The organism is Bacteroidota bacterium, from assembly GCA_020161395.1.
Classification (GTDB): domain Bacteria; phylum Bacteroidota; class Ignavibacteria; order Ignavibacteriales; family Ignavibacteriaceae; genus UTCHB3.
In genome coordinates this window covers 246,711-271,370 of record JAIUOE010000005.1, presented here as the reverse complement: position 1 = coordinate 271,370, position 24,660 = coordinate 246,711, and the positions used below count along the sequence as shown (strand labels likewise).

The window sequence follows — 24,660 nt, the reverse complement described above, 5'->3', positions numbered from 1 at the left end:
CTCCTTTGGGGGTTTTTAAAGCTTGAAAAACGCAACTCTAAAGTTAATTAAAAATATCGCTTCATTCAAGCGAGAAATGGTTCAATAATTACAGCGACAAATGGAAGTTGCAGCTTCCGAGAACATTGCCGTTTACCCTTAAATCGATAATATGATCACCCGGATAGAATACACGGGTATTTATCGGAACGAACGGAACAGATTTTTTAAATTTAATCTGCTGCCGGGGTTCAAGTGTCTTTTTAGACAATTTGAAAACTTTTAGTTTATTGGCACCATTCGCTTTTTTGAAATGGACGCCGTAATCGATCATCAGTTTTACAGGAGAATCACCTTTATTTTCGAGAATAAAATCAAGACCAAGGGATTCACCGAGTGAGATAGCTTTTTTCGAGATGGAAAAGCTGTTTAGTGATATTTCCGTTTGTACAGGGTAACCCTGCAGCTCGAGAGCTTTGGGATGTCCCATTTTATAGAGCGTTCTCAACGAATGATTTATGAGCCATTCCCGTTCATGTGAAGCGTTCTTTTTCCATCGAGTGAGAGTTTCAACCACCACCTCCGGGTTGTCCTTGGAAATGTCGTTCAGGTTGTTTGCCACTGACCGTCTGACAACGAGAGCGGGATCGTCTTTTAATATTTCAAGAATTTCGAGGACAGGCGAGGGGTCTTTGATGAAAATATCGAGTCTGCCGCACAGGGGGAGTCTGGGTCTTGTACCCTCACTTGCGAGTCTTCTGCCGAGAGCATGCGGGTGACGGGCGAGTTCCTTCAACCGGGCAATGGTTTTTTCGGGGTAACGGATCAGGAATGGTCTGATATCGTTTTCAGTACTGAATCTTAGTGTCATTTCGAAAAGAACTTTTATCGAAAGATCGAAATAATCCATTCCGTTTCTTGAGATAAAACCTGCCTGAGGGATTATAATGAATCCTTCATACCCCTTCAATTCATCACTGCCAACAGGGGGCAATGCCTCCAACAGAATATTTGCCGCTTTTTCGAAGTCTTTGGGGAGAAACAGGTCGAGCGATTTCGAGATGAGATTGCCTCTTTCACCGAATCCGAGAGATTCAAGTTTTGAGTTGACAACGGAGCAAAATCCTTTATCATCGAACTCATTATAAACAGCTTTTATGTTAGCAGCGAGATGCGAAACGCCGGTTGTGCTATAGACATTTCTGAGGAGGAACTTTTCTTCCATTATTTCCAAAAATTAAAACGGGAATGTAATCAGGCAAGGGTTTGCTTTATTATTAAAAAGTGACGAACTGTTTTATTCAAGGATGGATGGAATTACAATTCCTTCCCCGGCAGGAAACAGCTCAGACAGTACAGGAATTGCAGTATTTTGTATTCATTATGTGTGCTGTAATCAGGGAGACACCTCCGGCAATAACCATAATGAGATGAGTGTTCAATTCGAAGCCTGAATGGCCGTGGTCGTGTGCGTCACCGAGCAGAAGAGAGGAGGAGACAATGAGTATTGTCCCTATGGCAAGTAGAGAGATAATAAAAGGATTCCGGTGAGAAATCCATGCTTTATAAACAGCATAACCGGAAACGGGAATCACAAGGAGAGCGAGGAGATCATGGAGAAATCCACCGACATTATTCAAAGCAAGAGCAGTAAGAATTACAGGTCTCAGAGTACATTCGATAAGGCAGAGAGTGGATACGGTAATGCCTGTCTTGTCTATGTTATGAATCTTGTTGTGTTCCAAATGGTTAAATTTCATTTTTTCCGGAAAAATTGTTTTTGCTGTTACAAATGTAAAAAGAATTTGTCATTCTTGCAACAATGTTGCAAAAATAAAATAATAATATTACATTTGCAGTGTGAAAAATGAAAAAGAATTTATGAGCAACCGACCGGAACAACTGCTGAAGTCGCATGGAGTTCGAATCACCACCATCCGCAAAGAGATTGTTTCAGCACTTCTCGATAAATCCACCGCCTTGTCGTGTAAAGAGATAAAGGAGAATATCGGTGATGATTACGACAGGGTGACTGTTTACCGTACTCTGAATACCTTTGTGGAGGAAGGGATCATCCATCAGATTGCAACAGGTGACGGCACTGTTCTATATGCTCTATGTTCCTCCGGTTCGTGTAACACCCACCGTCATGAAGACCGCCACATCCATTTCCTTTGTTCCTCGTGTGGACAAACCTTTTGCCTCAATTACCACAGGCAGCCCGAACTTGACATTCCTGACGGATATAGTGTGAAATCGCTGGAGATATCCGCCACCGGAATCTGTAAAGCCTGCTCAATCAGTTAAAATTTCGTCAAACTCTTGCTCTGATCAAAATTTTTTTTATGTTTAAAGGATAAATTGGTCATTATTTTTGACCGGAAATATTGCTGCATTTAAGAATTTTAGCAAGAATTGGAGTTAGGGAACCATGCGCACGAAACAGAGCCAAACAGTGATGATTTTGATGGGAATAATCATAGTGTTACTCCTGATAGTAGTCGGGCTTTTTGTGATTACAACCAATAAAGAAGGGAATAAGGAAGCTCAAGCAGATAGAGTTAAAGAACCTATTGTTGACACTACTCCGGGGTATGCAAAGCAGCCTGAAGAAAGGAAGCCCGATTCCACGAGAGTGAGAGACGACAGGAAATTGTCAGAGATTTGGACTTTTTTCAATGAATACAGCAGAGCCAATAAAGAAGAACTGACCGAAGAACTGGCAGATCTTTATTCATATCCCGCAATCTACGGAAAAAATACATTCGACCGGGAAAAGATGAGGAGCACACTCTTCAAATTTTTCGATAATACAGACCCTCTCGACCACTACTTCACAGATCTTGTTGCATATGAATTTGACAGTGGTACAATTTCAGCCTATATCACCGAATTCCAGTCAACCATAGACAGAAGACAGGACAAAAAGTCTGATGTAAAAGTTTACAAAAATTTCAGACTGATACCAACGAACAGAGGGTATAAATGTTCCGAGCAGCACATTATTTCGGTACTGCGTCCATAAGTTTAATTTTTATGTTTTAAGAGCTGAATAATAAGGTAAATGAGACCACCGATCACGGCAACCAGGAAAATAACCAGAGGATAGAAAGAGCCACTGCCTGATTCTTCTTCTTCATCCTCGTCTTCGTCGTCAGCAACATTATCCTCTTTTAGTTTACCGGACCAGTCGTGTTGGGCAACCGTTTCCGAATTTCGGTGATTGCGGGAAACAGTCTCCTCTTTTTTTTGCTCCTGATGCACCTCGTTTTCGGGAGCAAAACTCTCGAGGGACGGTGAGGAAACGAATGCCTTTATTTCGATTGCTTCAATGAAATCGGAGACTGATTTGAATCTCAGGTTTTTGTCTTTTTGTATGGCTTTTCGTATAATTTCCACGAGATATTCAGGGATGTGGGGGTAGTAATCCCTTGGGTCATGAATCTTTGACTGGTTAATCACCCTGATTTTATCGAGTACTGAATCCTGTGAACCGAAACCAAAAGGGAGTCTTCCGGCGAGCATTTCATACAAAGTCATCCCGAGACTGTAAACATCACTTCTTTGATCCACATCCTTACCATTCATTTGTTCAGGACTCATGTACTCAAGAGTGCCGAGCATTGTTCCTGTCGCAGTATGACTGTCACCACCGAGGACTTTCGCTATACCGAAGTCGGTAACTTTAGCTGTTTTGTCTTTGGTAATGAGGATGTTGGAAGGTTTTATGTCGCGGTGAATCAGGGGTTTAGGGAGATTGTGTGCGTGCTCGATTGCCGAGGCTATCTGCATAAAGATGGGTATCGCCACTTCAGGGACGATCGGTCCCACTTCTTTGCCGATCACTTTTGAGAGGGGTTTACCATCGATATATTCCATAATGATGCAGAGGTAGTTTCCCTCGGTTATATAATCATATACCTGAACGATGTTGGGATGGCGAAGTCTGCCGGCGTTTCTCGCCTCCTCTTCAAATCTTTCCCTCATGTGGGGATCGATGGCAAACTGTTCATAGAGCATCTTCATGGCACGAATCTCACCCGTGATGTGGTGTCGCACTTTCATGACCTTTGCCATGCCACCGTACCCGATGTTTTCCATTACTTCATAAGATTGTATTCTTTGGCTCATATCTTTACCAAAAATTAAATTATTTGGAGTTTCAGATTTTCTTGAATTTCTATTTATAAACTATATAAAAAAAATCAGATTTCGCGAAAATTTTTTGAGATAGGGGATAGATTATTTGAGTACGCAGATACACGCAGATTAGACGGAGTCTCGCAGAGGGGGATTTCAATAGTTCCACAGATTTCACGGATTTAGCACGGATGTCACGGATTGGATTTTGAGCCCTTGTGGCGACATGTGGGTAGAAAACGGGACAACCATCATCGAGATAGCCCTTGTGGCGACATGTGGGCACGATTCTGGTGAAGTTTTTCGATATGAATGGATGTCGAAAAAATATTTATGATTAAATTGAATTTGTAAAAATCACATTGTATTTGAACTACTAATTTTGATTGCGATGAAAAAAATTAACTCTTATGAAGTTCTTGAACGGGTAGGAAGAGGTGGAATGGGCACTGTCTATAAGGTGCGGCACACACTTCGAAATGAAATTCTTGCATTAAAACAACTCAACGATGACTCCCCGGAAATACAAAAACGATTCGAAAATGAAGCCGTCGTCCTCTCAAAACTTTCACACCCCAACATTGTTCAGGTAAACGATTTTTTCTCGTTTGAAAACGAACTCTATATTGCAATGGAATTCGTTGACGGTAAACCCCTTTCTCAGATCATCGGGAAAGAAGTTGGTCCTATCATTGCTGAAAAGGCAGTACCCCTTTTCACACAAATTTTGCGGGGGATGTCGCATGCCCATCAGAACGGAATTGTACACCGTGATATAAAACCTGCAAACATTCTGGTGGGAAGTGATGGAACGGTAAAAATTACTGATTTTGGGATTGCAAAGGTTCTTGGTGCCACGATGGGTACCGCCGGTATGAAAATGGGAACAATCTATTATATGTCTCCCGAGCAAATGGAGGGAGAGGAAATAGATGAGCGGAGTGATATTTACAGTCTGGGGATGACTTTCTACGAAATGCTCGCCGGAAGACTGCCGTTTAATTTTGCAAATACCTCCAATCCTTTTGCGATAATGAAACAGGTGCACGACGCAGAGATCCCCGATCCAAGGGAGTTTTATCCACATATTCCTGAAAATGTTGTGGGTGCTGTGATGAAGTCAATTCAAAAAGACAAAAGAAAGAGATACCAGAGTATTGACGAGTTCTTGAAGGCTTTGAATGGCAAAATTGAGATTTCCCAACCCATGCCTCAAAAAATTTATTCACCAAAAATCAGCATACCCGAACCCGTCGTAAAATCGGGAATCGGGAATGAAATGGTGTTTGTTGAAGGAGGCACTTTTTTGATGGGGGGTAAAGTGGAAATTTCTGTGAATTCTTTTTATATTGCGAATACTCCTGTAACCCAAAAACTTTGGGAAACAGTTATGGTGCAGAATCCTTCATTCTTTAAAGGAGATTCCAAGCCTGTGGAAAATATTAACAAATATGATGCAATGAAATTTTGCAATAAGTTGAGTTTGCTTGAAGGATTGTCACAATGTTACTTTAAGATTCAAAAACAGAATGGCGTTTTGTCCGGAAATATTGGGACAGACAGGGAAATGAATATTTGTGATTTCAAAGCTAATGGATATCGACTACCAACAGTAAAGGAGTGGGAATTTGCAGCAAGAGGAGGGAATAAGAGTTTCAAGTATCAGTATAGCGGAAGTAATGAAATAAACAGAGTTGCCTGGTTCAACGAAAATTCAAATGGCTCAACCAAATCTGTTGGGACGAAACAGCCAAACGAGTTAAAAATTTTTGATATGAGCGGTAATGTTTGGGAATGGTGCTGGGATATTTATTATGGTTCTGCGACTGTACTTCGAGGTGGCAGTTGGAATGATTCAGAAGAGCATTGCAAAGTTGACTATCGTTACAGTCTGGGCCCTTTTAGTAAAGGTTACGGGATCGGTTTCCGGTTAGCGAGGAGAATGTAGGAGGGACTGTTTCTGAACACGATATTCAGGATGGGGAAGAATTGAAAGGAAAGCCCTTTGGGCGACATATGTGTAGAATCAAGCGACCCCTTTTAAGAAAGCCCTTGTGGCGACATATGTGTAGAATCAAGTGACCCCTTTCAAAAGAGCCCTTGTGGCGATATATGGGTAGGAAACCAAGACACAAAACAAAAAAACATAAATTCATTGACATTGTGGGAATAATTGTTACATTATCTGTGCGAGAGAATTGGTTTATTGTAATGTGTTAAATTCCATACATGAGGAATAAAATGAAACGATTCGCACAAGTTACAACTCTTCTTTTCCTGATTCTCTTTTTTGAGATCAGCGCACAACACTCCGAAAGGCTGAACGGAGCCTGGTCGGTCAACTGGACTGACAATAACAGTACTTCCTTTGCCGGCACACTTGTCATGAATTCCACAGGTGGTTCAAAATTCGAAGCAGTACTCGTCTGGCAACTTAAAGCCACGAAGCCCGGAAAATTTCAACAATACATCGACCGGATTGCCGTCGAGTTTCTTGAAGGAACTCTAACGGGCGATGAAATTCAGATGTCAGGTTATAAAGAGGAAGACCCGCTTGGGATAATTGCCCTTGACTCATACAAACTTTCTTTATCCGGTGATGGAAGGACGATTGAAGGCAAAACAAGTAATGGAGGGAAGTGGAACGGTATATTTACCGCATACTTGTTGAAATAGCAAAAACTGCCCCCTAAAAAGAAGTCGCAGGGAATTTTCCATGGAGGTTTCCGGAAGTCTCCAACGGGAGAGGTGCATCCGACCATTCTCCGGCAAATCGCTTTGCTTATGAACTTAGAGACAAATTATGTAAATTTGGATTCATTTATTAAATATTTAGCAAAAGAATAACATGCCGGAAGAATTGGAAAACAACAATAATACAGAAGTTTCTGCTCCAAGAGATTTTATCAGACAGATAATTGATGAAGACCTGCGTACCGGAAAGAATGGTACAAAAGTTCTCACCAGATTCCCGCCCGAACCGAACGGTTACCTGCACATCGGACATGCGAAATCGATCTGCCTCAATTTTGGAATCGGAATTGACTATAACGGCAGGACGAACCTGAGGTTTGACGACACAAATCCCAGCAAGGAAGACACCGAGTATGTTGATTCCATTATGGAAGATGTGAAGTGGCTCGGATTTGACTGGGGTGACGGACTTTTTTACGCATCCGATTATTTTGAGAAGCTGTATGATTTTGCTGAACAACTTATATTAAAAGGAAAAGCATTCGTTTGCGAGCTTTCGCCCGAAGAAATGAGAGCATACCGCGGAACCCTGACAGAACCCGGGAAAGAAAGTCCCTACAGAAACCGGAGCGTGGAGGAGAATCTTGACCTCTTCAGAAGAATGAGAGCAGGCGAATTTCCCGACGGTTCAAAGACGCTGAGAGCCAAAATTGACATGAGTTCAGGCAATATAAATATGCGTGATCCTGTCATTTACCGGATCATGCGTGCCCACCACCACCGGACGGGTGATGCGTGGTGTATCTATCCGATGTATGACTACGCTCATGCACTTTCCGACATGCTTGAAGGGATTACACATTCGATATGTACACTGGAATTTGAAGACCACCGTCCACTATACGACTGGGTTTTGGATACGCTCGAAACTCCTTGCCACCCGCAGCAGATTGAATTTGCCCGTTTGAATCTCAATTACACAATCATGAGCAAACGGAGGTTGAACGAACTGGTTACAAAAGGATTCGTCAACGGATGGGATGATCCAAGGATGCCGACCATTGCCGGACTGAGAAGGAGAGGCTACACACCGGAGGCGATAAGAAATTTTGCCGACCGTGTTGGAGTTGCAAAGAGAGAATCGATAATTGATGTTGCACTTCTTGAATTCTCAATCAGGGAAGATCTGAACAGACATGCAGAACGGGCAATGGCTGTAATCAATCCGCTCAAGGTGATAATCACAAACTACCCCGAGGATCAGACCGAGGAGATGGAATTTACGATCAATCCTGAAGAGCCCGAAAAAGGGAGCAGGAAGGTGCCGTTTTCGAGAGAACTCTACATTGAGCGGGAAGACTTTATGGAAGAACCTGTAAAAGGTTATTTCCGTCTTTTCCCGGGTAATGAAGTTCGTTTGAGATGGGCTTATTTTGCGAAGTGTACCGGATTCAAAAAGGATGAAACGACGGGTGAAATCGTTGAAATATACTGTGAGTATGACCCTGCGAGCAAAGGCGGGAACTCACCGGACGGTCGTAAAGTTAAAGGTACAATACACTGGGTTTCTGCAAAAGATGCAATTGATGCTGAAGTAAGGCTTTATGACAGGTTGTTTGATCATGTTGACCCGAACAGACCTGACGAAGGGAAGGAATGGACGGATAATCTGAATCCTAATTCCCTCACCGTGCTAAATAACTGCAAACTCGAACCCTATCTAAAGGATGTGGTGCCGGGGTTCACATGTCAGTTCGAAAGACTCGGCTATTTTTGTGCTGACATAAAAGATTCGCTTCCGGGAAAGCCTGTATTCAACAGGACAGTTACACTTCGGGACAACTGGGCTAAAGCGAATAAATAGCGAGAAAAATTTTAGATTGAGATCAATATGAATTCCCATAAATTGTTTTTGTTTCTCATTACGGTCCTTCCTCTCTGGGTTGTGCTCAACGGCTGTGCCACTGCACAAAACAAGGAAGAGAAAAAGGAAAAGAAAGAGGAAGAGGAAGTGGTACCGGCTCCCGTTGAAGTGCCTGAGGAATCGGGTGCTTTCGAGAAAGGTTTTAACAAAGAGATGCCAGATGAGGGCGGTCTCGGTTATTCACCCGATCTTCTGCTTTCGACATTCTCAGCCAAGGCATCCGACAAGGAAACTGCCATGGTGAAAGCGATGGACGGTGCAAAGAACGGACTTTCGCAGCAGATCGAACAAAAGCTTGAGGATTATCAGAAATCGCTGAAAAAAGAGAAGCTGAAAAATCAAAAGGAAGTTACCGACATCTTTTCGAATGCCGGCAAACTAGCTAAAAATGAATTGCTTCAAAAACCCGTCGTAGCTGACAGCTCAATCAACAAAGTGGCTGACGGCTGGGAAGCCAATGTAATGCTTGAACTGAAAGTCGCCGACCTCGGCAAAAAAATAGTTGACCTCACGAAAGACAACGCCGAGTTCAAAAAGACAAAACTTTATAAAGAACTTAATGTTAATTATTAGGTATTAGGTATTAATTCGATATACTAGCTTTGTGCCGAAGACAAAAAGTTCCATCCGAATCAAACCATTTCGAATAAAAAATTTGGAATTGATAGTAAACTTCTGTAAATTTAATACCTAATACCTAATACCTAATACCTAATACCTAATACCTAATACCTAAAACTTGTTTTTCCCCATCTTTTTTGTGTCGTACGGGGCGGGGTCGCCTTTCAGATATTTGTGGAACCACTCGAGGTGGGCATTGTAGTAAAGGGGCATCGATTTGGTATGTGAGGGCCAGTGACCATCGTTGTCAAAAATGATCAAGCGGGAGTCGATACCAAGTTTCTGAAGAGCTGTGAAATATTCGAGGCTTTGGTTGTATGAGACGCGGTAATCCCTTTCGCCTGTTACGATGAGGGTCGGTGTTGAGAAATTTTTGACGAACTCTGACGGACTGTTGGCTTTATATTGTTTTGATGTCCAGGGAGTTCCTTTGAGATCCCACTCAGGGAACCAGAGTTCTTCTGTTGTGCCGTAGAAGGCATCGAGATTGTAGAGCCCCATCATGGAGGCAAAACATTTGTATCTTTTTGTGGTTGCCTGAAGCCAGTTTACCATATACCCGCCAAAAGACCATCCCATTGCACCAACTCTTGATTTATCCACATAGGGAAGATTTTCGAGGTAGTCAGTAACCTTATAGATATCCTCGACTACTTTACCTGTCCAGTCACCCGAAATTGCCGCTGTGTAATCCTGTCCGTATCCTGTGGAACCGTGGGGGTTTGGAAGTGCATAGATATATCCGTAACCAGCATATACCTGATTATCCCCACGGTAGGCATCAGACCACTGGCTTTGCGGACCGCCGTGGATATTCACGATGAGTGGATATTTTTTATTCGGATCGAAACCGTGAGGTTTTACAATCATCACATGGACTTTCTTTCCGTCAGCACCGGGGACCCATTGATGTTCGACAGGTCTGAAATCGACTTCATCCGTTAGCTGTTTATTTACAAAAGTCAGTTGCGTCTCTTTTTTAGTTGCCAGATCGAGGGAGTAGATTTCCGCCGGGAGGTGATTCAGCCTGTATGTGTAGAAAAGTTTTTTTCCATCAGGGGAAACGGTGAACCCGCCTACATTCTTTTTGGAAATAAGTTCTTCAATTTTCAGCGTTGAAATATCGATGTTGAAAAGGGGAGAGTATCCCTGCACATCGCCTGTAAAATAGATTTTTTTCGAGTCGGGACTCCATAAAATGTCTGTAACCCAGTTGTCGAACGCATCGGAAATTACTTTTACAACTCCACTGGACAAGTCGTAAAGTGCGATTCTGAATTTATCCGATTCGTATCCGGGAACGGTTTGCATTCTGTATGCGAGGTATTTCCCGTCGGGGGAGAAAACCGGATGACCGTCCCATGATTTGTTAACTTGAGTCAGGTTTTTGAGGGCTTTACCATCAATATCTGTCATCCAGAGGTCGGAGTTTGTGGTAGATGCCTGATCTTTTTCACGGTTTGAAGCAAAGACAATCGACTTTGAATCAGTCGAGAAATTATATCCGACACCACCTCCGAGCATGAAGATTGGAGAATGGAAATTACCGGGAGTGATGTCCTTTATTGAGTTTGTTGCGACATCATAGATGAAAAGATGTGAATAGAGATCATCTTCATACTCCGTCCAGTGACGAACGAAAAGGTTATCGGAGACATGTGCGTGAACTGGACCATCCTTGAAATTCGAGTAATTTGTTTCATTGCAGTTGTCATTTTCTCCGCATTCAGGATAGACTTTGGAGGAAAAGGCTATTTTTTTGCCGTCCGGGGAAACTGTATAGTCATTTATCCCCATGTAGAATGAAAAAAGTTTCTTTACTTCTTTTGAAGCAAGGGAGTAGTTGCACAGTTGCGCATTTCCTCCTTTATATGAGATAAAATAAAAGGAGTTTGCATCCGGAGCGAAAGCAGGAGAATACCATCCTTCTTTATCGGGATTCAACTTCACCGCACCGGTCCCGTCAAGATTGGCGAGAAAAAGATCGGTATAACTCTTCCCGCCCTTCATTTCGTATCGGGTAACAGAGTAGAGCATCACATCTCCTTTTGGAGAGAGAGCCGGGGCGCTTACATTTTTGACTTTATAGATATCATCAAGTGTGAATGCTCTTTTTTGTGCATACGACGGAGAGATGAGCAAAATTAATAGGAGCAATGAAATCATTTTTTTCATTTAAATTGTATCCTGTTTTCTGAAAAATTTAATTAAAATTTCATACAGAAAATAATCAATTTTTCTTAATTTAGGAATGCCGATGGAAAGTGTAAAAATTACTATTGACGGAATGACATGCGGTCACTGTGTGAAGGCAGTGGAAGTGGAATTATCTGAACTTGCTGTAAACATACTGGGTGTAAAGGTCGGGAGTGCAGAAGTCAGATTTGATCAGACAAAAGTAAAAAGAGAAGAGATCGAAGAAGCTGTGAAGAACGCAGGATTTACCGTGGTTTCCATCGAAGAGATAAAAAAATAGTTTTTGTTCCCCGGGAGTTTTTGTTGAAAGTTGAAACGATAATGATAACCGAGATGAAATTAATGACGAGAATAGCCTGCTTTTTCATCCTTCTTGCTTCTCTGGTTTCTGCTCAACCCTCAAGAGAAGATTTTGTCAAGGGTTTCGTTCAGTATCTTATCAGCGACCCCGCGAGGATAGTTCATTATGCGGAACCGCAATCGCTTGAAAGGGCGGAGCGGTTAAATATATCCTACAATGATGTTTCTACCAAAGTTTTGGCGGGAAGTGAAATCCCCCTTTCTGTAAGAAACAGCATTTTAAAAGGTGAGACGGAAATATCTCATAAGATTGAGAACCTGCCACAGGATTTTTTCCGTGTCGAAGTCGCCATCCCCTCCGTCAACTACAAAAAATATTTTTATTTCAAAAAATTTCAGCTTGTCGCTCCCTCAAGTTATCTCACCCTGTACTGGACCAAATATGAAACGGACTATTTTGATTTTTTCGTTAGAGAGAAAAAGAATTTCAATTCATATTCCGGCGCTCAAATTGAGAAAAATGCCGCGGCAATAATGAAACTCCTCGAATTTACAAATGAGGAGAAAGCTGAGCTTAAAAAGAAACGCCTGATTTATATCGTTGCGTTGCACGAGAAAAATGTTGCCGAGTTCGGGGCAGATGAGGCAAAAGGTGCCTTTATTCCCGCGTGGGATGAGATAATAACCTGCACGCCGATGAATATCACAGGACTTGCAGAGCAGTTGTTGCGGTTCAAACTTCGTAAGATGAATCTGAATACTCCGAAATTATTTGGTGAAGGATTTGGTGCTGCTCTTGGAGGAATGCCTCCCCGTTCACCCGGACTGCTTGTGAAGCTTGGTGCTTTCCTTCAAAAAGAGGGAATTCTTGACATCTCAACTTTGGCAGAAGACACTTCTTTTGCGGCACAGGACAAATCGTTCTCGATTCCTCTCGCTGCAGCATACAACCACTTCCTCATCAGGGAACTCGGAGCAAAGGAGTATCTGAGACTTTACATGCAGAAAAACTCTCCAAATGAGAAGTCGATGACAGGAAATTCTGTGGAGTTGAAGGTCCCGAAAAAAGATGAGTTCATAAAGTTTGCCGGGGAATATGCGGCGGAGCGGAACATTCAGGTCGAAGATGTTCAGGATACACTTCCGATGATTTATGATGGTGAGATGGTTCGAGTTTTCGATGGTGGTGATTATTACTGGTTTCATGCAAAGGGGTCGTTTGCATTGTCGGAGATTCCGGGAATTAACAATTACACAAGCAGATTGTTTAAGGAAGTGGTACCGACCCGGAGCTACGAAGGGGAGAAATACCTCTTCTTTGTGACCCGTGAAGATATCATCATCTACAATCTTTACAGTGATACCGTGGTTGATGCCCATTACAAATTTGTGGACAGGCGACCGGTTGCTGGTGTGAGCAATATTTACAGGTTCAGGGTGAAGAAAAGTCTTCTGCCTGAAAATATTAAAGATTTAAAGGTAGTTCAGTTTTTTTAGTTCCATCATCCCCGTTTTAATTCATTCAGAATCAGTTTCAGCTCTGCGAAGTCATTCACAAGTCTGAGCAGGTCTTCCATTCCCTCTTCATCCTCTTCCTGCTGAAGATATTTATTCAGGAAATAGATTTGGGTCTCTTCATCAGCTTCAGAGAGAAGTTCACGGAACCCCTGAAGAAATTTTAGAATAGTCTTGTTGAGATCTTCCCTCATTGTTCCGAGTGAATTTATTTCCGGATTTTCTTCCGCCTTCGCAATTGAGCTCCCCAACCCGATCATATATTTTGCATCGAAGCAGAGGTTTTCGAAGGGTTTTTCCAGATTGCATTCGAGAGCAAGTTCGATAAGAGTGAGAATATCCTTCGCCTCTTCGAGTCTGTCTGTTGCGAGCAGATTGAAATTTTTATAACAGTAGTGCAGTTCGCTCAATTTATCCTCTCCAAATTTAACAGTTTTATATCCCAGCCCGAGCCCGTCACCGATTGGAATCAAAGAAGACTCAAGCGATGGAACAGAGAAAAAATGCTGATTAAATTCCCTGATCAGACCTGTTGATCTCAGGTATTTTGGCGGTATTTCCCCGGTTGCTGAAGTGTATCCGTGCCAAAGAAGGTTATCGACAAGATAAACCCCGCCTTTTTTCAGAAGTGGCAGGGAGAATTCGAACAGACGGCGGTAATCTTCCTTGTCGGCATCCAGAAAAATGAGATCAAACTCGATATTCATATTAAGAAGAAAATGTACCGCCTCACCTTTCAGCAATTTAATTTTACCGGAAAATCCCGATGCATCGAAGTTCTGCTCGGCGAGTGGAATCATATCAGTGGATTTTTCGATGGTATAAACCACTCCATTTTCCGGAAGTGCGGCAGCAATTCTAACAGTTGAGTAACCTATGGCGGTCCCGATTTCCAATACCGTTTTTGCGCCCGTTGCCTTGACGAGAAATTCAAGAAATTGAGCAGACGCTGCGTCAAGTATTGGTACAAAATTCTGTTTGGCAAACTCTTCCATATCAGTAATCAGAGGGTTTGTCCTCCGTGGAAGAGAATTAAGGTATTGTGATGTTTCGGGCGTATGAATATCGGGCATAGTATCCGTGTAAAGAATAATTAATTATGCGAATAAAGTTAAAACGGAAGGAAAAACAAAGAAATAAATTTGAAAGAGTCTCAGATTATTCCACAGCCAAGGATATATCTGACCTTGTGAAACTGACACCGACTAAAATCAGCCGTTTTCCGGAGGAGAGATATTTTTCGTAATATTTTTTTTGTTTTATCTGTTGCAGACCTTCTTCAGGGGGGAGGTTGTATTTGAATTCGATTATATAGATTTTATCGGGGAATTCTACTACTCCGTCAATTCTGCCAATGTTTGTGTTCACTTCCGATTCCACTTTAATTCCGGAGAGATACATTATCATAATAAAGAGGGAATGATAATATTTTTCTGCGGAGATGTAGAGATTTGAAGGAATTTGTGCGAAAAGGGATTTCAGAGTGTCAAGGAGAAGTTGAAAATCCTCTTGAAGGAAAGAATTACGAATATTCCTGATTGCCGAAGTAACTTCAACAGGTTCTGAATTTGTAAACTCTGAAGACAGATATTTATAGAACGCATCTTTTACCTCAAAATTAGGATAATCCATTTGATATTCAACGCCTGACAAATCGGATGTTTTGCTTTTTACCGTCAGATACCCTGTCTGAAACAGAAGGCTTCCAAGAGATAATTTAGTGACATCATGATTTTCAAGATCGAGTCCACTAAAAAATGCATTCTGCAGAGCAGGGAAGAAAATTGATTTCTCTTTTATCAATTTCATCAGAAATGCGGGTGATCCTGTTGCAAACCAGTAATTCTGAAATTCCAAAGTCGTGAAAAGAGAAAGAATGGAGAAAGGGTTATAGAGGGTATTCTTTCCATCCCAACTGTAACCATTGTACCAGAATTTTATGGTTTGCAGAAGCTGATCTCTTGTTCCGGAAAAAGATTTCGCTATTTTCTTGATATGTCCTTCAAAGTAGTGGATAAGTTCTTCCTGAGTATAACCAAAAGTCGTTGAGAAAGATGGTGAAAGAGTCAGATCGGATATCTGGTTCAGGCCTGAAAAGAGGGATACTTTGGAAAATCTTGTGACACCGGTAAGAAAAACGAATCTGAGTTTATCATCAAGCGATTTCAGCGAGGAGAACAGATTTCGCAGAATATCACGGTTACCATCCGCAATTTCCGGTTGAAGGATGTAATCGATGATTGGTTTATCGTACTCGTCAACAAGAATCACAACCCTCTTTTGATATTTGGCCTGCAATGCTTCAATGAGCCCGGGCATGAATTCTGATTCAATGGATGCATCGATTTCGATATCGTGCTCCCGTGCGATTGTTTGAAGTCGTGCCACTAAAGATTTTTGAAAAACTTCAGGATTTTGGTGTGAAATTCTTGAAAAATCGAGTCTGATTATTGGAAAACTTTCCCATTTCGGGAAATTATAGATATGCAATCCATTAAAGAGCTCGCGATTGCCCTTGAAGAATTCTTCCATAGTTGCAACGAAAAGCGATTTCCCAAACCGTCTTGGACGGGAGATGAAGGCATAGTTATACCCGGAGACAAGCTTTTCTAATTGAGCTGTTTTATCGATGTATAAATAATTGTCTTCCCGAAGTTTTGCGAAGTCTTGAACACCGATTGGCAATCTTTTCATGCAAATTCCTAAAATGATATCTTTAAATATAAGCAAAAGGGGGGGATGAAATCAAAACGGGTAATATTTGGGGGAGGGTATTTGGTTGTGATTCTTTTTCGGGATGACTATTTTTCATTTGTGCAACAATTTGCATATTCGGTCATTTCGTTCGTATATTCAGGTTGTAAATCAATAAATTATGCAAGATAGTGCACATAAGAAAATGAATAAAACAGAAATTGGCAGACACATTAAAGAGATGCGTATGCATTTGGGCATCACTCAAAAGGATTTGGCAGAGATAAGCGAAGTCAGTCTTAGAAGCCTGGTGGATATCGAGGCCGGCAAGGCAAATCCGGGCTTTGATCAGTTGCAGAGAATTGTTGAGACACTGGGAATGGAAATACTGATAAAGGTTAAGAAGTATGAATGAGACAGGTTATGTTTATTATTTGGAAAGACTTGCAGGCAAGATTGAGCGAAAAGCCGGAAGATATTATTTCGAATATTCTGATGACTATCTAAATGACCCTGAAATGCCGTCGATAAGTGTGACACTTCTCAAAAAAGAGAAAAAATTTGAGTCTGATGTGCTTTTCCCCTTTTTCTTTGGGATGCTTGCAGAAGGAGAATTAAAGGAATTACAGTGCCGGTTATTAAAAATTGATGAAAAAGATCATTTCACCCGCCTTCTGGAAACCGCCGGTACGGAAACCATTGGAGCAATTACTGTGAGGAAGCATGAAGATTGAAAATTCCCCCGGGTGATTGAAACAGGTTTGACCGGGAGCCATCCGGCAAAAAACTTTTGATGGAGGATTTCGCACAAATTGCCGGAAAAACCGAAGAGAAAGAAGGAATAAACTACAAATACTCGTTTTCTTATGAAAGACTTGCAGAACTCGTAACAAGATATACGACCGCACCAAAAATTGAGGTTGAGAACTTTTTCCGACTGGTCGTATTCAATTATTTGTTTTCGAACGGGGATGCTCATATTAAAAATTTTTCACTAATTGAAGACAGTATGACACGAGGAAGAACTTTATCCCCTGCATACGATCTTCTTAATACAGAGATTCATGTACCCCGGGAGTCTGACATGGCACTTGAACTTTTTGAGGCGGATTTTATGACTGAGGCATTCAAAGCAGGCTCCAAATTCACAAAGGAGGATTTTGAGGTTTTTGCAAAAAAGACCGGAATAAATTCGAAAAGGTTTTCTACTCTTTACGATCCACTCCTAAAAATGACAGAAAAGGTTTCCGATCTGATTAACAGTTCCTTCCTTAGGGATGATCTAAAGGCCATTTATTTTAGCAAATATCTCGAGAGACGGAGAAGACTGGAGAGATAAACCGCACATTTATTGGAATTTTAAATGTTCCGGATTTCTTCAGAATTAAGGCATAAATTTCGCCATGAAAATTTTGATTATTGAAGACGAAAAAGAACTTTCCAAATCGATTGTCGAATTCATCGGAAACTCATATCTGTGTGATGAGGCTTGTGATTATGATTCGGCGCTTTACATGACCGGCATGTATGAGTATGACTGTGCCGTGGTTGACTTAATGCTACCCGGCGGTTCCGGTCTCGATATTGTAAAGGAATTGAAAAAGATTCAGCCGAAGTGCGGCATCATCATCATTACTGCAAAGATTACTCTTGATGACAAACTTACGGGTCTGGAAACAGGAGCGGATGATTACATAACCAAGCCTTTTCATCTCGCCGAGTTGATGGCAAGGATAAAATCGGTGCTGAGACGAAGGAATTTTGGGGGAAGTAATGTTGTGGTCATAAATGAAATCAGGATAGACACGGAGCGGCGGGAAGTGCATGTAAATGACAATTATGTGGAGCTGACACGGAGGGAGTTCGATATACTCCTTTTCTTTATCAGCAATCAGGAACGGGTTCTGGTGAAGGAATCGATAGTGGAGCACATCTGGGGCGAGGATTCGAGTGCTTATGACAATTTCGACTTTGTTTACACCCACATCAAAAACCTGCGGAAGAAACTTAAGGAGAATGGTGCGGGGGACTACATCAATTCAATTTATGGTTTGGGCTACAAATTCAGTTTGCGATGAAACTAACACAGAAAATCAGCCGGTATTTCCTTTTTTCGTCAGTTCTCTTTTTTATAATGATCTCAACGAGTGTGTATCTGTTCAACCAGATGGCAATTTCTGATGAGGTGGACGAACAACTGGTTAATATCACGAAGAAAGCTTTCGAGGAGTTGCGGCAGAATAAAGAGGTGAATTTCTCACCGTTTGTGGAGATAGAGGAGACAAATACGGCTGGAAGGAAAAGTGAGTTCAGTGATACAGATCTTCGGATTGGCGGGAGCGATGAAACGGAACCGTACCGGCAACTGGTTACATTTCTTACCGTTAACGGCACGAACTACAAATGCACCGTTCGCATATCGATGCTTGAAAAGAAGGAGATGCTTCGTGATCAGTCACTGCTTACCATCGTGGCTGTTTTGTTGATGGTACTGGTTTTCTCTCTTTTGAATAATTACAGTTCGAAAAAGCTGTTCCGTGATTTCTATTCTTCACTGGAGAAGTTAAAAGGATTCTCTTTGAAGGAAGGAAAGAAACTCACATTTGAAGCCTCTGATACCGATGAATTTGAAACATTGAACAGGTCTCTTGAATTTCTTTCAGAAAGGGCGGTCGGTGAGTATAAAAGTCTGAAGGAGTTTACGGAGGAGGTCAATCATGAGATTCAGACACCGGTTGCTGTAATAAAATCGAAGATTGAGTTGTTGTTGCAGGATGGAGATATTAGTGAGCAGCACCTTCGGCAGATGGTAGTTGTACTTCAGAATCTGAATAAAATAGAAAAAATCAATAAATCAATTCTGTTGTTGAACAAGCTGGACAACAAATCACTCTTCGAATCTGAATCCCTCCTGCTCTCCAATGTTCTGGGAGTAACGGTTGAGCTTAACCGGGAATTTTGTGAATCAAAAAACTTAACGGTCGAGACAGAGATAACGGCAGGTGATTACATTCTGATGAATGCACACCTTTTAGAGATACTTCTTCAAAATCTTTTGTCAAATGCAATTAAACATAATGTTACTGATGGTAAAATAAAGATCATTACGGAGCGGGGGAAGCTGACTATATCAAACAGTGCAGAAGAACCAGGTTCGGAGCCGGTAAAATTTTTCAAGCGGTTTTATAAAGAGTCGGGTTCATCCGATTCCACCGGCCTTGGTCTGACAATTGTGAAGAAGATTTGTGACTTATACGGATTCGTGGTATCAAATCAGTATTCGAACGGGGTTTACACAATTTCAATTCAATTCAGGGGAACGGGCGGGAAATAATAGTATTTCAAAAGAGTCTACAGAATTCCTTTAGAATCGATTATTAAGTTTCGCCTGTAATTAATTCAAATTGTCAAACAAACAGAAGGAACCGCAAAGATGTTAAGAAGTCTTGCAATAATGGCTCTGTCATTATCTTTTGTCGCTTTTTCACAGACCGTGAAGGTGCCGAAGGATGTTACAAATGCATTCACAAAACTTTACCCAAAAGCCACATCGGTGAAGTGGGACAAAGAGGGAGAGAGTGAATTTGAAGCGTCTTTCAAGGAAAACGGTAAAAATGTTACCGTGACATTCGAAGCGAACGGGAAAGTGAAGGAAACAGAGTCTTCAATCACCGAAAAAGAGCTGCCCAAGGGAGTTAAAACCTACATTACAAAACATTATTCCGGCTACAAGGTAACCGAAGCTGCAATGATAACTGATGCCAAGGGAACCGTAACTTATGAAGCTGAGATAACGAAAGCAAAGTCGAAACATGATTTGATGTTCGACAAGTCCGGAAATTTTCTGAAGATGAAAGACAAAGAAAAAGAAGCTAAAGGTTAATTCACTTGTTGTCTGAAAATGATTAAAAAAGGCTGCCACGGGAAATGGCAGCCTTTTTTTTGTTTAATCAGTTTAGCGATTTATACTTAAACCACCAGTCGGGTCCCTCATACTGTTTACGGTCTTCAACTCCTGCCATGTCTTTTGGGGGAGGGATAATGACCTTATCCTTCAGCATTTCATTGTTGGGCCAGTTTTCCGGCATTGCCACTTTGTTCGCATCAGAAATCTGTAGAGCCTTCAGTGCTCTAAGTATTTCATCGATTTGTCGTCCGATTTCCTGAGGATAATAGATCATCAGTCGTATCAGTCCGAGGGGATCGATAATAAAGACCGCGCGAACGGTATTTGTTCCTTTTCCCGGGTGAATCATCCCGAGTTTTTCGGCAGTTCTACCCATATCATCTGCAATGATCGGGAAAGGTATCTTCACATCAAGATTGTCCTGAATCCATTCAACCCATTTGATATGAGCGAAAACCTGATCAATTGACAATCCGACGAGTTCGGCGTTCAAATTCTTAAACTGTTCGTTTCTGCTCGCAAAAGCAACAAATTCAGTAGTACAGACGGGAGTGAAGTCTCCCGGATGGCTAAAGAGTACAATCCATTTGCCGGCATAGTCACCGGGGATGTTTTTGACTCCGTGAGTGGTCTGGACAGTAATGTCCGGCATTTTTTCGCCAAGAAGCGGAATTCGATTTTGCATGTTTTCCATATTTTTATCCTTTTTTAACTTAATCATGGATTTGAGAAAATCCGGAAAAAAGACTCTCAAAGATCAACATAAGTTAGATGAATAAAAACGGGAACAGATTCGCTTAAGAGCTTATTTCATTGAATGGAGACGGTGACTGACCCCGATCAGGAGTCTCCAAAGATACAATATCACTCTTCTCCGATATCCTCGTTCCAGACTTCGGGATTTTTTGTGATGTAGTCTTTCAGCATATCGATACATTCTGATGAATTCATGTCAATGACCTCTATACCCGATTCCCGGAGCCACTGAACTCCTCCGTCGAAATTTACAGACTCACCGACAATTACAGTTCTGAAATTGAATTGTCTGGCAAGACCAGAGCAGTACCAACAGGGTGCAAGAGTTGTTACAAGAATCTTATCCCGGTATGTTCGCTGCCTTCCGGCTTTTCTGAATGCATCGGTTTCGCCGTGGATGGATGGATCGTCTTCCTGAATCCGGCGGTTGTGTCCTCTTCCTACCAGATTTCCTTCGAGGTCGAAAATGGCACCTCCTATCGGAATTCCACCTTCAGCAAGTCCGGTTCTGGCTTCTTCTATTGCAACCTGCAACATCTCATCATAATTTTTGGCTTTCATTCTGTGATCTCCGTGAAATGAGTTCAAAATTAAATAAACAATGCAAATTACAAATTTACGGGGATTAAATTGATTTCACGGGGAGCTAAAATATTGTTAAGTTTCAGTACACAAATGGGAAAATTTATGGAGATCAAAGAAGTAATAGAACGCAGAAGAAGTGTCAGGCATTTTAAGCCGGAGAGCCTTCCTCTTGAAGATTTGAAAGAACTGGTAAGGCTTGCGGGTCTTGCCCCCAGTATAAATAATGCACAGCTATGGAAATTTGTTGTTGTAACGAATAAAGATGTGATTGCCAAAATGTCGAATGTTGTGAATCATAAGATTTCAACTCTTCTTAATTCAACTGAAGACAGCAAAGGTGAGAAGATAAAGACAACCGTTTCACATTTTTCCACAGTCTTCACCGATGCACCCGCTGTTATAGCGGTACAGATGAAATCGTATGATGCAATTGTTGACACGATTCTCGAAGCATCAGGAATGACTCATGAAGAGATGAACAAGATGCGGAACTACCCTGACATCCAGAGTATCGGAGCTGCAATAGAGAATATCATGCTTGCTGCCACAGGGATGGGTTATGGATGTTGCTGGCTGACGGGTCTTCTTGTCGCCCGGGAAGAACTGGAGCCGTTGCTGGGAATCAAGGAGCCATACCGCCTTGCGGCGTGTGTTGCGGTCGGGAAGCCTCTTGAGTCGCTTCCGGCGAGGGAAAAACTGCCTCTTGAGTCAATTCTCGAGATTATAGAATAGACCCGAATTTAACCACAGAGTACACAGAGTACACAGAGAAGTAAACCAATTAGATCCTCTGTGCTCTCTGTGTGCTCTGTGGTTTTTATTTGCCTTGCGGTTTAATTATATCTTATTCAGGGTTATTTTTGCAAGGCGTATGGTTGCATTGTCGATCATTCTGCCATCGAGTTCAACCGCACCTTTTCCCTCCTTTAGAGCATTTTCATAAGCATCCAGTACTCTTTTTGCCCGTTCAATTTCCTGAGGGGAAGGGGAGAAGACCGCATTGATTATTTCAATCTGAGCAGGATGTATTGCCCACTTGCCATCCACTCCGAGAGCGGCAGCGAGTTCGGCTGATTTTCTCAGACCGTTTGGATCGCTGAAATTGCCATAAGGAGCATCAATAACAGCGAGATTACGGGCTTTAGCTGCCACCACCATTCTTGAAAGGACATACTGCCAGCGGTGACCCGGGTAGGTATCCTCATTTTCACCATGACCTGAAATCGATATGAATTTGGCACCGATGGAAGAGGAGAAATCTGCAATACCGAATACGAGGGTAATATTTCTCTCCGAAGCGGCGGCAATCTCCGAAACATTTTCAAGTCCGAGGGCGTCCTCGATGGAAGGTTCGATGAATATTCTGTTTTTGAGTGAATATTCATCCTCGAGTGAGTTCAGAAGTTTTTCGACAAAGTGGATATCAGCGGCAGAGGAGACTTTTGGAATTACGATGGAATCGAGTTTATCACTGCAAAACGGGATAATTTCCACGATGTCTCTGTAGGCGAAGCGGTCGCCCGGTCTGTTAATCCTGATCGAGAGGAACTTGTTGCCCCAGTCGAGGGAATTGATTGATTCAACGACCTGAAGACGGGCGGATCTTTTTTCGGAAAGAGGTACGCTGTCTTCGAGGTCGAGCATGACGACATCTGCACCTGAAGCAGAAGCTTTCAGGTGCATTTTAGCGATGTGTCCCGGTACGGAGAGTACTGACCTTCTCAAGAGAGTTTTTTCATCCTCGCCTTAAGTTCGAACGAACGGAGTTTATCCTTGTACCAGTTGTGTGCATTTACCTGCGGAATGCTCAGCGCGGAATCTGAATTTCCTTCCCATCTGCGGCAGAGGTAGATTGGATGATAAATTCTTCCGATACGATATTGTCTGGAAATCGCGAGACCAACTCCGTAATCTTCGCCATAGGAGACATTCGGTATTTTTATTTCGCGAAGAACAGGTGTGTAGAAAGCTCTTGGGGCACCGAGTCCGTTGATTCTGAGAGCATTGTTTGGTCCGTTGTCATCAGTCCATTCCTTATGATCGATGATTCCCGGAGGTATCTCTTCCAGTTTGAAGTTGGTCATCTGGTAGGTACCAATAACCATTGCACATTTTTCTTTTTTGAAAGTGTCAACGACTGTTTGCAGTGTGTTTTCATCGTTATAGAGGTCATCGCTGTCGAGCTGGACGGCAAACATGCCACACTTTTCATGATGAACACCGAGGTTCCAGCAGCCGCCAATTCCAAGGTCTTTTCTTTCAGGGATGAGGTGAAGAAGTCTTGGATCGGAAGCAAATTCCTTGATTTTCTCTGTAGTACCGTCGCTGGAGTGATTATCAATTATAATCAGGTTGAAGGGGAAATCAGTTTTTTGTTTCAGAACGGACTGGATTGCATCTGCAACGGTTGTTACTCTGTTCCTTACGGGAATGATGACCGAAGCTGTGAACTCAAAATCTGTTTTCGTGAAATCGATGCTTTTAAAGTGTTCGGGAGTGAGGAGTGCACCGATCGATTTAAGATAATTTGTACATGCCTGTTCCATTTCGATTTGTACCGCACGGTTACGGGGATCGACATAGTCAAAAAGTTTTTCGCCCGATTTCCGGGTATCGTGTTCGATGGAGGAGTAGAGGAATTCACCAACCCTGACGAGATCACCGAATCTTGAGACAGCGAGGCGAAGGCTGTAGGCACCCGCGAACGAAAAGTTTTCATCTTTGGTTTCTTCTACAGCTTTTTTAGCCACTTCTGTATTGAACAGCATGAGATAGCCGAAATTGAAGTCATCGCGGAGGCTTCCTGCCTGATAATCGATAACAGGGTGTGGAGATGCGTTGCCTTCTTTTATTTCATAGTAATCCGAGTAGATCATCGATGCTGAAGTGGCGTCTGCGACGAGGAGCATTCTTTCGAATCCGAACTGTCCCGGTTCGATGATTGTATCCTGTTTGATATAAGCAAAGTAAGGAGTCGCACAGTTTGCAACGATTGCTCTTATTCCGGCTGAAGACTGAATCGAGTCAACCTTCAGAATTTCAGCACCGGGGAGCGGGGTCAGACCGTCCTGAGTTGCCAGCAAAAATATTTTGTCGACCGTCCCTGTTGATTGCAGATTTGTGATTGTGGTTTTTGTATGTTCTCCTCCGCTGTAAGGAAGGAAAACGGTGATTTGTCTCTCCATGTAAATATCTCCGTGTGTCGTTATTTTCGTTCGGTTAATGTAAAAAGAGTAACTGAAATGTCAGTTAGACTTCAATAAAAGTGTCTAAAAAAGAATAATACAAACTTACTAATTTTTTACGAGAAGGGGAGCGAATAAGGGAAATATAAATGAATAACCGGCTA

General features: G+C 42.1%; 25 protein-coding genes. 15 read left to right on the top strand and 10 right to left on the bottom strand.

Annotated elements, in window-relative coordinates:
• Nucleotides 1-88: 88 nt before the first annotated feature.
• Together LCH52_10445 and LCH52_10440 are read right to left on the bottom strand one after the other, a co-directional pair.
• Entirely contained in the window at nucleotides 89-1,204 is a 1,116-nt protein-coding gene (locus LCH52_10445) for a DNA alkylation repair protein (protein ID MCA0388902.1), read from the bottom strand.
• A gap of 121 nt (nucleotides 1,205-1,325) precedes the next feature.
• Nucleotides 1,326-1,739 (bottom strand): MerC domain-containing protein, encoded by a 414-nt coding sequence (locus LCH52_10440; protein ID MCA0388901.1) that lies wholly within the window; start codon nucleotides 1,737-1,739, stop codon nucleotides 1,326-1,328.
• Nucleotides 1,740-1,860: 121 nt separating this feature from the next.
• Here LCH52_10440 and LCH52_10435 point away from each other — a divergent pair, with 121 nt between their 5' ends.
• Nucleotides 1,861-2,286, top strand: a complete 426-nt coding sequence (locus tag LCH52_10435) for a transcriptional repressor (protein ID MCA0388900.1) — start codon at nucleotides 1,861-1,863, stop codon at nucleotides 2,284-2,286.
• 124 nt (nucleotides 2,287-2,410) lie between these two features.
• Nucleotides 2,411-3,004 carry a hypothetical protein gene (locus tag LCH52_10430; GenBank protein ID MCA0388899.1) on the top strand — a complete coding sequence of 198 codons (594 nt, stop codon included), beginning with the start codon at nucleotides 2,411-2,413 and terminating at the stop codon, nucleotides 3,002-3,004.
• A gap of 2 nt (nucleotides 3,005-3,006) precedes the next feature.
• Here LCH52_10430 and LCH52_10425 read toward each other — a convergent pair whose 3' ends face one another.
• Nucleotides 3,007-4,110 carry a serine/threonine protein kinase gene (locus LCH52_10425; protein ID MCA0388898.1) on the bottom strand — a complete coding sequence of 368 codons (1,104 nt, stop codon included), beginning with the start codon at nucleotides 4,108-4,110 and terminating at the stop codon, nucleotides 3,007-3,009.
• A gap of 400 nt (nucleotides 4,111-4,510) precedes the next feature.
• On the opposite strand from LCH52_10425, the gene LCH52_10420 reads away from it, so the two are divergent.
• The 4 genes from LCH52_10420 to LCH52_10405 all read left to right on the top strand — a co-directional run bounded on the left by LCH52_10420 (nucleotide 4,511) and on the right by LCH52_10405 (nucleotide 9,310).
• Nucleotides 4,511-6,067, top strand: coding sequence for an SUMF1/EgtB/PvdO family nonheme iron enzyme (locus LCH52_10420; protein MCA0388897.1), 1,557 nt, complete (start codon nucleotides 4,511-4,513; stop codon nucleotides 6,065-6,067).
• A 293-nt stretch (nucleotides 6,068-6,360) separates the two neighbouring features.
• Nucleotides 6,361-6,795, top strand: coding sequence for a hypothetical protein (locus LCH52_10415; protein MCA0388896.1), 435 nt, complete (start codon nucleotides 6,361-6,363; stop codon nucleotides 6,793-6,795).
• A 172-nt stretch (nucleotides 6,796-6,967) separates the two neighbouring features.
• Nucleotides 6,968-8,677, top strand: a complete 1,710-nt coding sequence (locus LCH52_10410; protein ID MCA0388895.1) for a glutamine--tRNA ligase/YqeY domain fusion protein — start codon at nucleotides 6,968-6,970, stop codon at nucleotides 8,675-8,677.
• Nucleotides 8,678-8,704: 27 nt separating this feature from the next.
• The gene (locus LCH52_10405; protein ID MCA0388894.1) at nucleotides 8,705-9,310 is read left to right on the top strand and encodes a hypothetical protein; all 606 of its coding nucleotides are present in this window, start codon (nucleotides 8,705-8,707) and stop codon (nucleotides 9,308-9,310) included.
• Nucleotides 9,311-9,469: 159 nt separating this feature from the next.
• Here LCH52_10405 and LCH52_10400 read toward each other — a convergent pair whose 3' ends face one another.
• A complete protein-coding gene (locus tag LCH52_10400; protein MCA0388893.1) occupies nucleotides 9,470-11,533 on the bottom strand; it encodes a S9 family peptidase in 2,064 nt (687 codons plus the stop codon).
• Between the two features lie 82 nt (nucleotides 11,534-11,615).
• Between LCH52_10400 and LCH52_10395 the strand changes: the two genes are divergently transcribed.
• Complete coding sequence (locus LCH52_10395; protein MCA0388892.1) at nucleotides 11,616-11,834, top strand: cation transporter; 219 nt, start codon at nucleotides 11,616-11,618, stop codon at nucleotides 11,832-11,834.
• Nucleotides 11,835-11,857: 23 nt separating this feature from the next.
• Complete coding sequence (locus LCH52_10390; protein ID MCA0388891.1) at nucleotides 11,858-13,351, top strand: hypothetical protein; 1,494 nt, start codon at nucleotides 11,858-11,860, stop codon at nucleotides 13,349-13,351.
• A 5-nt stretch (nucleotides 13,352-13,356) separates the two neighbouring features.
• Here the strand turns inward: LCH52_10390 and LCH52_10385 are convergent, their stop codons facing one another.
• Nucleotides 13,357-14,442 (bottom strand): O-methyltransferase, encoded by a 1,086-nt coding sequence (locus LCH52_10385; protein MCA0388890.1) that lies wholly within the window; start codon nucleotides 14,440-14,442, stop codon nucleotides 13,357-13,359.
• An 85-nt stretch (nucleotides 14,443-14,527) separates the two neighbouring features.
• Nucleotides 14,528-16,063, bottom strand: coding sequence for an ATP-binding protein (locus tag LCH52_10380; protein ID MCA0388889.1), 1,536 nt, complete (start codon nucleotides 16,061-16,063; stop codon nucleotides 14,528-14,530).
• A gap of 181 nt (nucleotides 16,064-16,244) precedes the next feature.
• On the opposite strand from LCH52_10380, the gene LCH52_10375 reads away from it, so the two are divergent.
• From LCH52_10375 to LCH52_10350, 6 genes are all read left to right on the top strand, one after another.
• On the top strand, nucleotides 16,245-16,478 hold the full coding sequence (locus LCH52_10375) for a helix-turn-helix domain-containing protein (protein MCA0388888.1): 234 nt from the start codon (nucleotides 16,245-16,247) through the stop codon (nucleotides 16,476-16,478).
• Complete coding sequence (locus tag LCH52_10370; protein ID MCA0388887.1) at nucleotides 16,471-16,797, top strand: HipA N-terminal domain-containing protein; 327 nt, start codon at nucleotides 16,471-16,473, stop codon at nucleotides 16,795-16,797. Before LCH52_10375 ends, LCH52_10370 begins: the two co-directional genes overlap by 8 nt.
• A 56-nt stretch (nucleotides 16,798-16,853) precedes the next feature.
• Nucleotides 16,854-17,402 carry a HipA domain-containing protein gene (locus LCH52_10365; GenBank protein ID MCA0388886.1) on the top strand — a complete coding sequence of 183 codons (549 nt, stop codon included), beginning with the start codon at nucleotides 16,854-16,856 and terminating at the stop codon, nucleotides 17,400-17,402.
• A 64-nt stretch (nucleotides 17,403-17,466) separates the two neighbouring features.
• Nucleotides 17,467-18,141: a response regulator transcription factor gene (locus LCH52_10360; protein MCA0388885.1), complete on the top strand. Its 675-nt coding sequence runs from the start codon at nucleotides 17,467-17,469 to the stop codon at nucleotides 18,139-18,141.
• Nucleotides 18,138-19,397: a HAMP domain-containing histidine kinase gene (locus LCH52_10355; GenBank protein ID MCA0388884.1), complete on the top strand. Its 1,260-nt coding sequence runs from the start codon at nucleotides 18,138-18,140 to the stop codon at nucleotides 19,395-19,397. Before LCH52_10360 ends, LCH52_10355 begins: the two co-directional genes overlap by 4 nt.
• A gap of 99 nt (nucleotides 19,398-19,496) precedes the next feature.
• Nucleotides 19,497-19,946, top strand: a complete 450-nt coding sequence (locus LCH52_10350) for a PepSY-like domain-containing protein (GenBank protein ID MCA0388883.1) — start codon at nucleotides 19,497-19,499, stop codon at nucleotides 19,944-19,946.
• Nucleotides 19,947-20,013: 67 nt separating this feature from the next.
• Here the strand turns inward: LCH52_10350 and LCH52_10345 are convergent, their stop codons facing one another.
• Complete coding sequence (locus tag LCH52_10345) at nucleotides 20,014-20,664, bottom strand: peroxiredoxin (protein ID MCA0388882.1); 651 nt, start codon at nucleotides 20,662-20,664, stop codon at nucleotides 20,014-20,016.
• 170 nt (nucleotides 20,665-20,834) lie between these two features.
• Nucleotides 20,835-21,287 (bottom strand): nucleoside deaminase, encoded by a 453-nt coding sequence (locus LCH52_10340; protein MCA0388881.1) that lies wholly within the window; start codon nucleotides 21,285-21,287, stop codon nucleotides 20,835-20,837.
• A gap of 126 nt (nucleotides 21,288-21,413) precedes the next feature.
• On the opposite strand from LCH52_10340, the gene LCH52_10335 reads away from it, so the two are divergent.
• Nucleotides 21,414-22,043, top strand: coding sequence for a nitroreductase family protein (locus LCH52_10335; protein ID MCA0388880.1), 630 nt, complete (start codon nucleotides 21,414-21,416; stop codon nucleotides 22,041-22,043).
• Between the two features lie 105 nt (nucleotides 22,044-22,148).
• Here LCH52_10335 and LCH52_10330 read toward each other — a convergent pair whose 3' ends face one another.
• Together LCH52_10330 and LCH52_10325 are read right to left on the bottom strand one after the other, a co-directional pair.
• A complete protein-coding gene (locus LCH52_10330) occupies nucleotides 22,149-23,036 on the bottom strand; it encodes a CoA ester lyase (protein MCA0388879.1) in 888 nt (295 codons plus the stop codon).
• Nucleotides 23,033-24,496, bottom strand: coding sequence for a glycosyltransferase family 2 protein (locus LCH52_10325; GenBank protein ID MCA0388878.1), 1,464 nt, complete (start codon nucleotides 24,494-24,496; stop codon nucleotides 23,033-23,035). Before LCH52_10325 ends, LCH52_10330 begins: the two co-directional genes overlap by 4 nt.
• Nucleotides 24,497-24,660 lie beyond the last annotated feature (164 nt).

Bases quoted from the DNA above. Each gene is read 5' to 3' on its own strand.
- LCH52_10445 (MCA0388902.1), bottom strand. From the start codon at position 1,204: ATGGAAGAAAAGTTCCTCCTCAGAAATGTCTATAGCACAACCGGCGTT.
- LCH52_10440 (MCA0388901.1), bottom strand. From the start codon at position 1,739: ATGAAATTTAACCATTTGGAACACAACAAGATTCATAACATAGACAAG.
- LCH52_10435 (MCA0388900.1), top strand. From the start codon at position 1,861: ATGAGCAACCGACCGGAACAACTGCTGAAGTCGCATGGAGTTCGAATC.
- LCH52_10430 (MCA0388899.1), top strand. From the start codon at position 2,411: ATGCGCACGAAACAGAGCCAAACAGTGATGATTTTGATGGGAATAATC.
- LCH52_10425 (MCA0388898.1), bottom strand. From the start codon at position 4,110: ATGAGCCAAAGAATACAATCTTATGAAGTAATGGAAAACATCGGGTAC.
- LCH52_10420 (MCA0388897.1), top strand. From the start codon at position 4,511: ATGAAAAAAATTAACTCTTATGAAGTTCTTGAACGGGTAGGAAGAGGT.
- LCH52_10415 (MCA0388896.1), top strand. From the start codon at position 6,361: ATGAAACGATTCGCACAAGTTACAACTCTTCTTTTCCTGATTCTCTTT.
- LCH52_10410 (MCA0388895.1), top strand. From the start codon at position 6,968: ATGCCGGAAGAATTGGAAAACAACAATAATACAGAAGTTTCTGCTCCA.
- LCH52_10405 (MCA0388894.1), top strand. From the start codon at position 8,705: ATGAATTCCCATAAATTGTTTTTGTTTCTCATTACGGTCCTTCCTCTC.
- LCH52_10400 (MCA0388893.1), bottom strand. From the start codon at position 11,533: ATGAAAAAAATGATTTCATTGCTCCTATTAATTTTGCTCATCTCTCCG.
- LCH52_10395 (MCA0388892.1), top strand. From the start codon at position 11,616: ATGGAAAGTGTAAAAATTACTATTGACGGAATGACATGCGGTCACTGT.
- LCH52_10385 (MCA0388890.1), bottom strand. From the start codon at position 14,442: ATGCCCGATATTCATACGCCCGAAACATCACAATACCTTAATTCTCTT.
- LCH52_10380 (MCA0388889.1), bottom strand. From the start codon at position 16,063: ATGAAAAGATTGCCAATCGGTGTTCAAGACTTCGCAAAACTTCGGGAA.
- LCH52_10375 (MCA0388888.1), top strand. From the start codon at position 16,245: ATGCAAGATAGTGCACATAAGAAAATGAATAAAACAGAAATTGGCAGA.
- LCH52_10370 (MCA0388887.1), top strand. From the start codon at position 16,471: ATGAATGAGACAGGTTATGTTTATTATTTGGAAAGACTTGCAGGCAAG.
- LCH52_10360 (MCA0388885.1), top strand. From the start codon at position 17,467: ATGAAAATTTTGATTATTGAAGACGAAAAAGAACTTTCCAAATCGATT.
- LCH52_10355 (MCA0388884.1), top strand. From the start codon at position 18,138: ATGAAACTAACACAGAAAATCAGCCGGTATTTCCTTTTTTCGTCAGTT.
- LCH52_10350 (MCA0388883.1), top strand. From the start codon at position 19,497: ATGTTAAGAAGTCTTGCAATAATGGCTCTGTCATTATCTTTTGTCGCT.
- LCH52_10345 (MCA0388882.1), bottom strand. From the start codon at position 20,664: ATGGAAAACATGCAAAATCGAATTCCGCTTCTTGGCGAAAAAATGCCG.
- LCH52_10340 (MCA0388881.1), bottom strand. From the start codon at position 21,287: ATGAAAGCCAAAAATTATGATGAGATGTTGCAGGTTGCAATAGAAGAA.
- LCH52_10335 (MCA0388880.1), top strand. From the start codon at position 21,414: ATGGAGATCAAAGAAGTAATAGAACGCAGAAGAAGTGTCAGGCATTTT.
- LCH52_10325 (MCA0388878.1), bottom strand. From the start codon at position 24,496: ATGGAGAGACAAATCACCGTTTTCCTTCCTTACAGCGGAGGAGAACAT.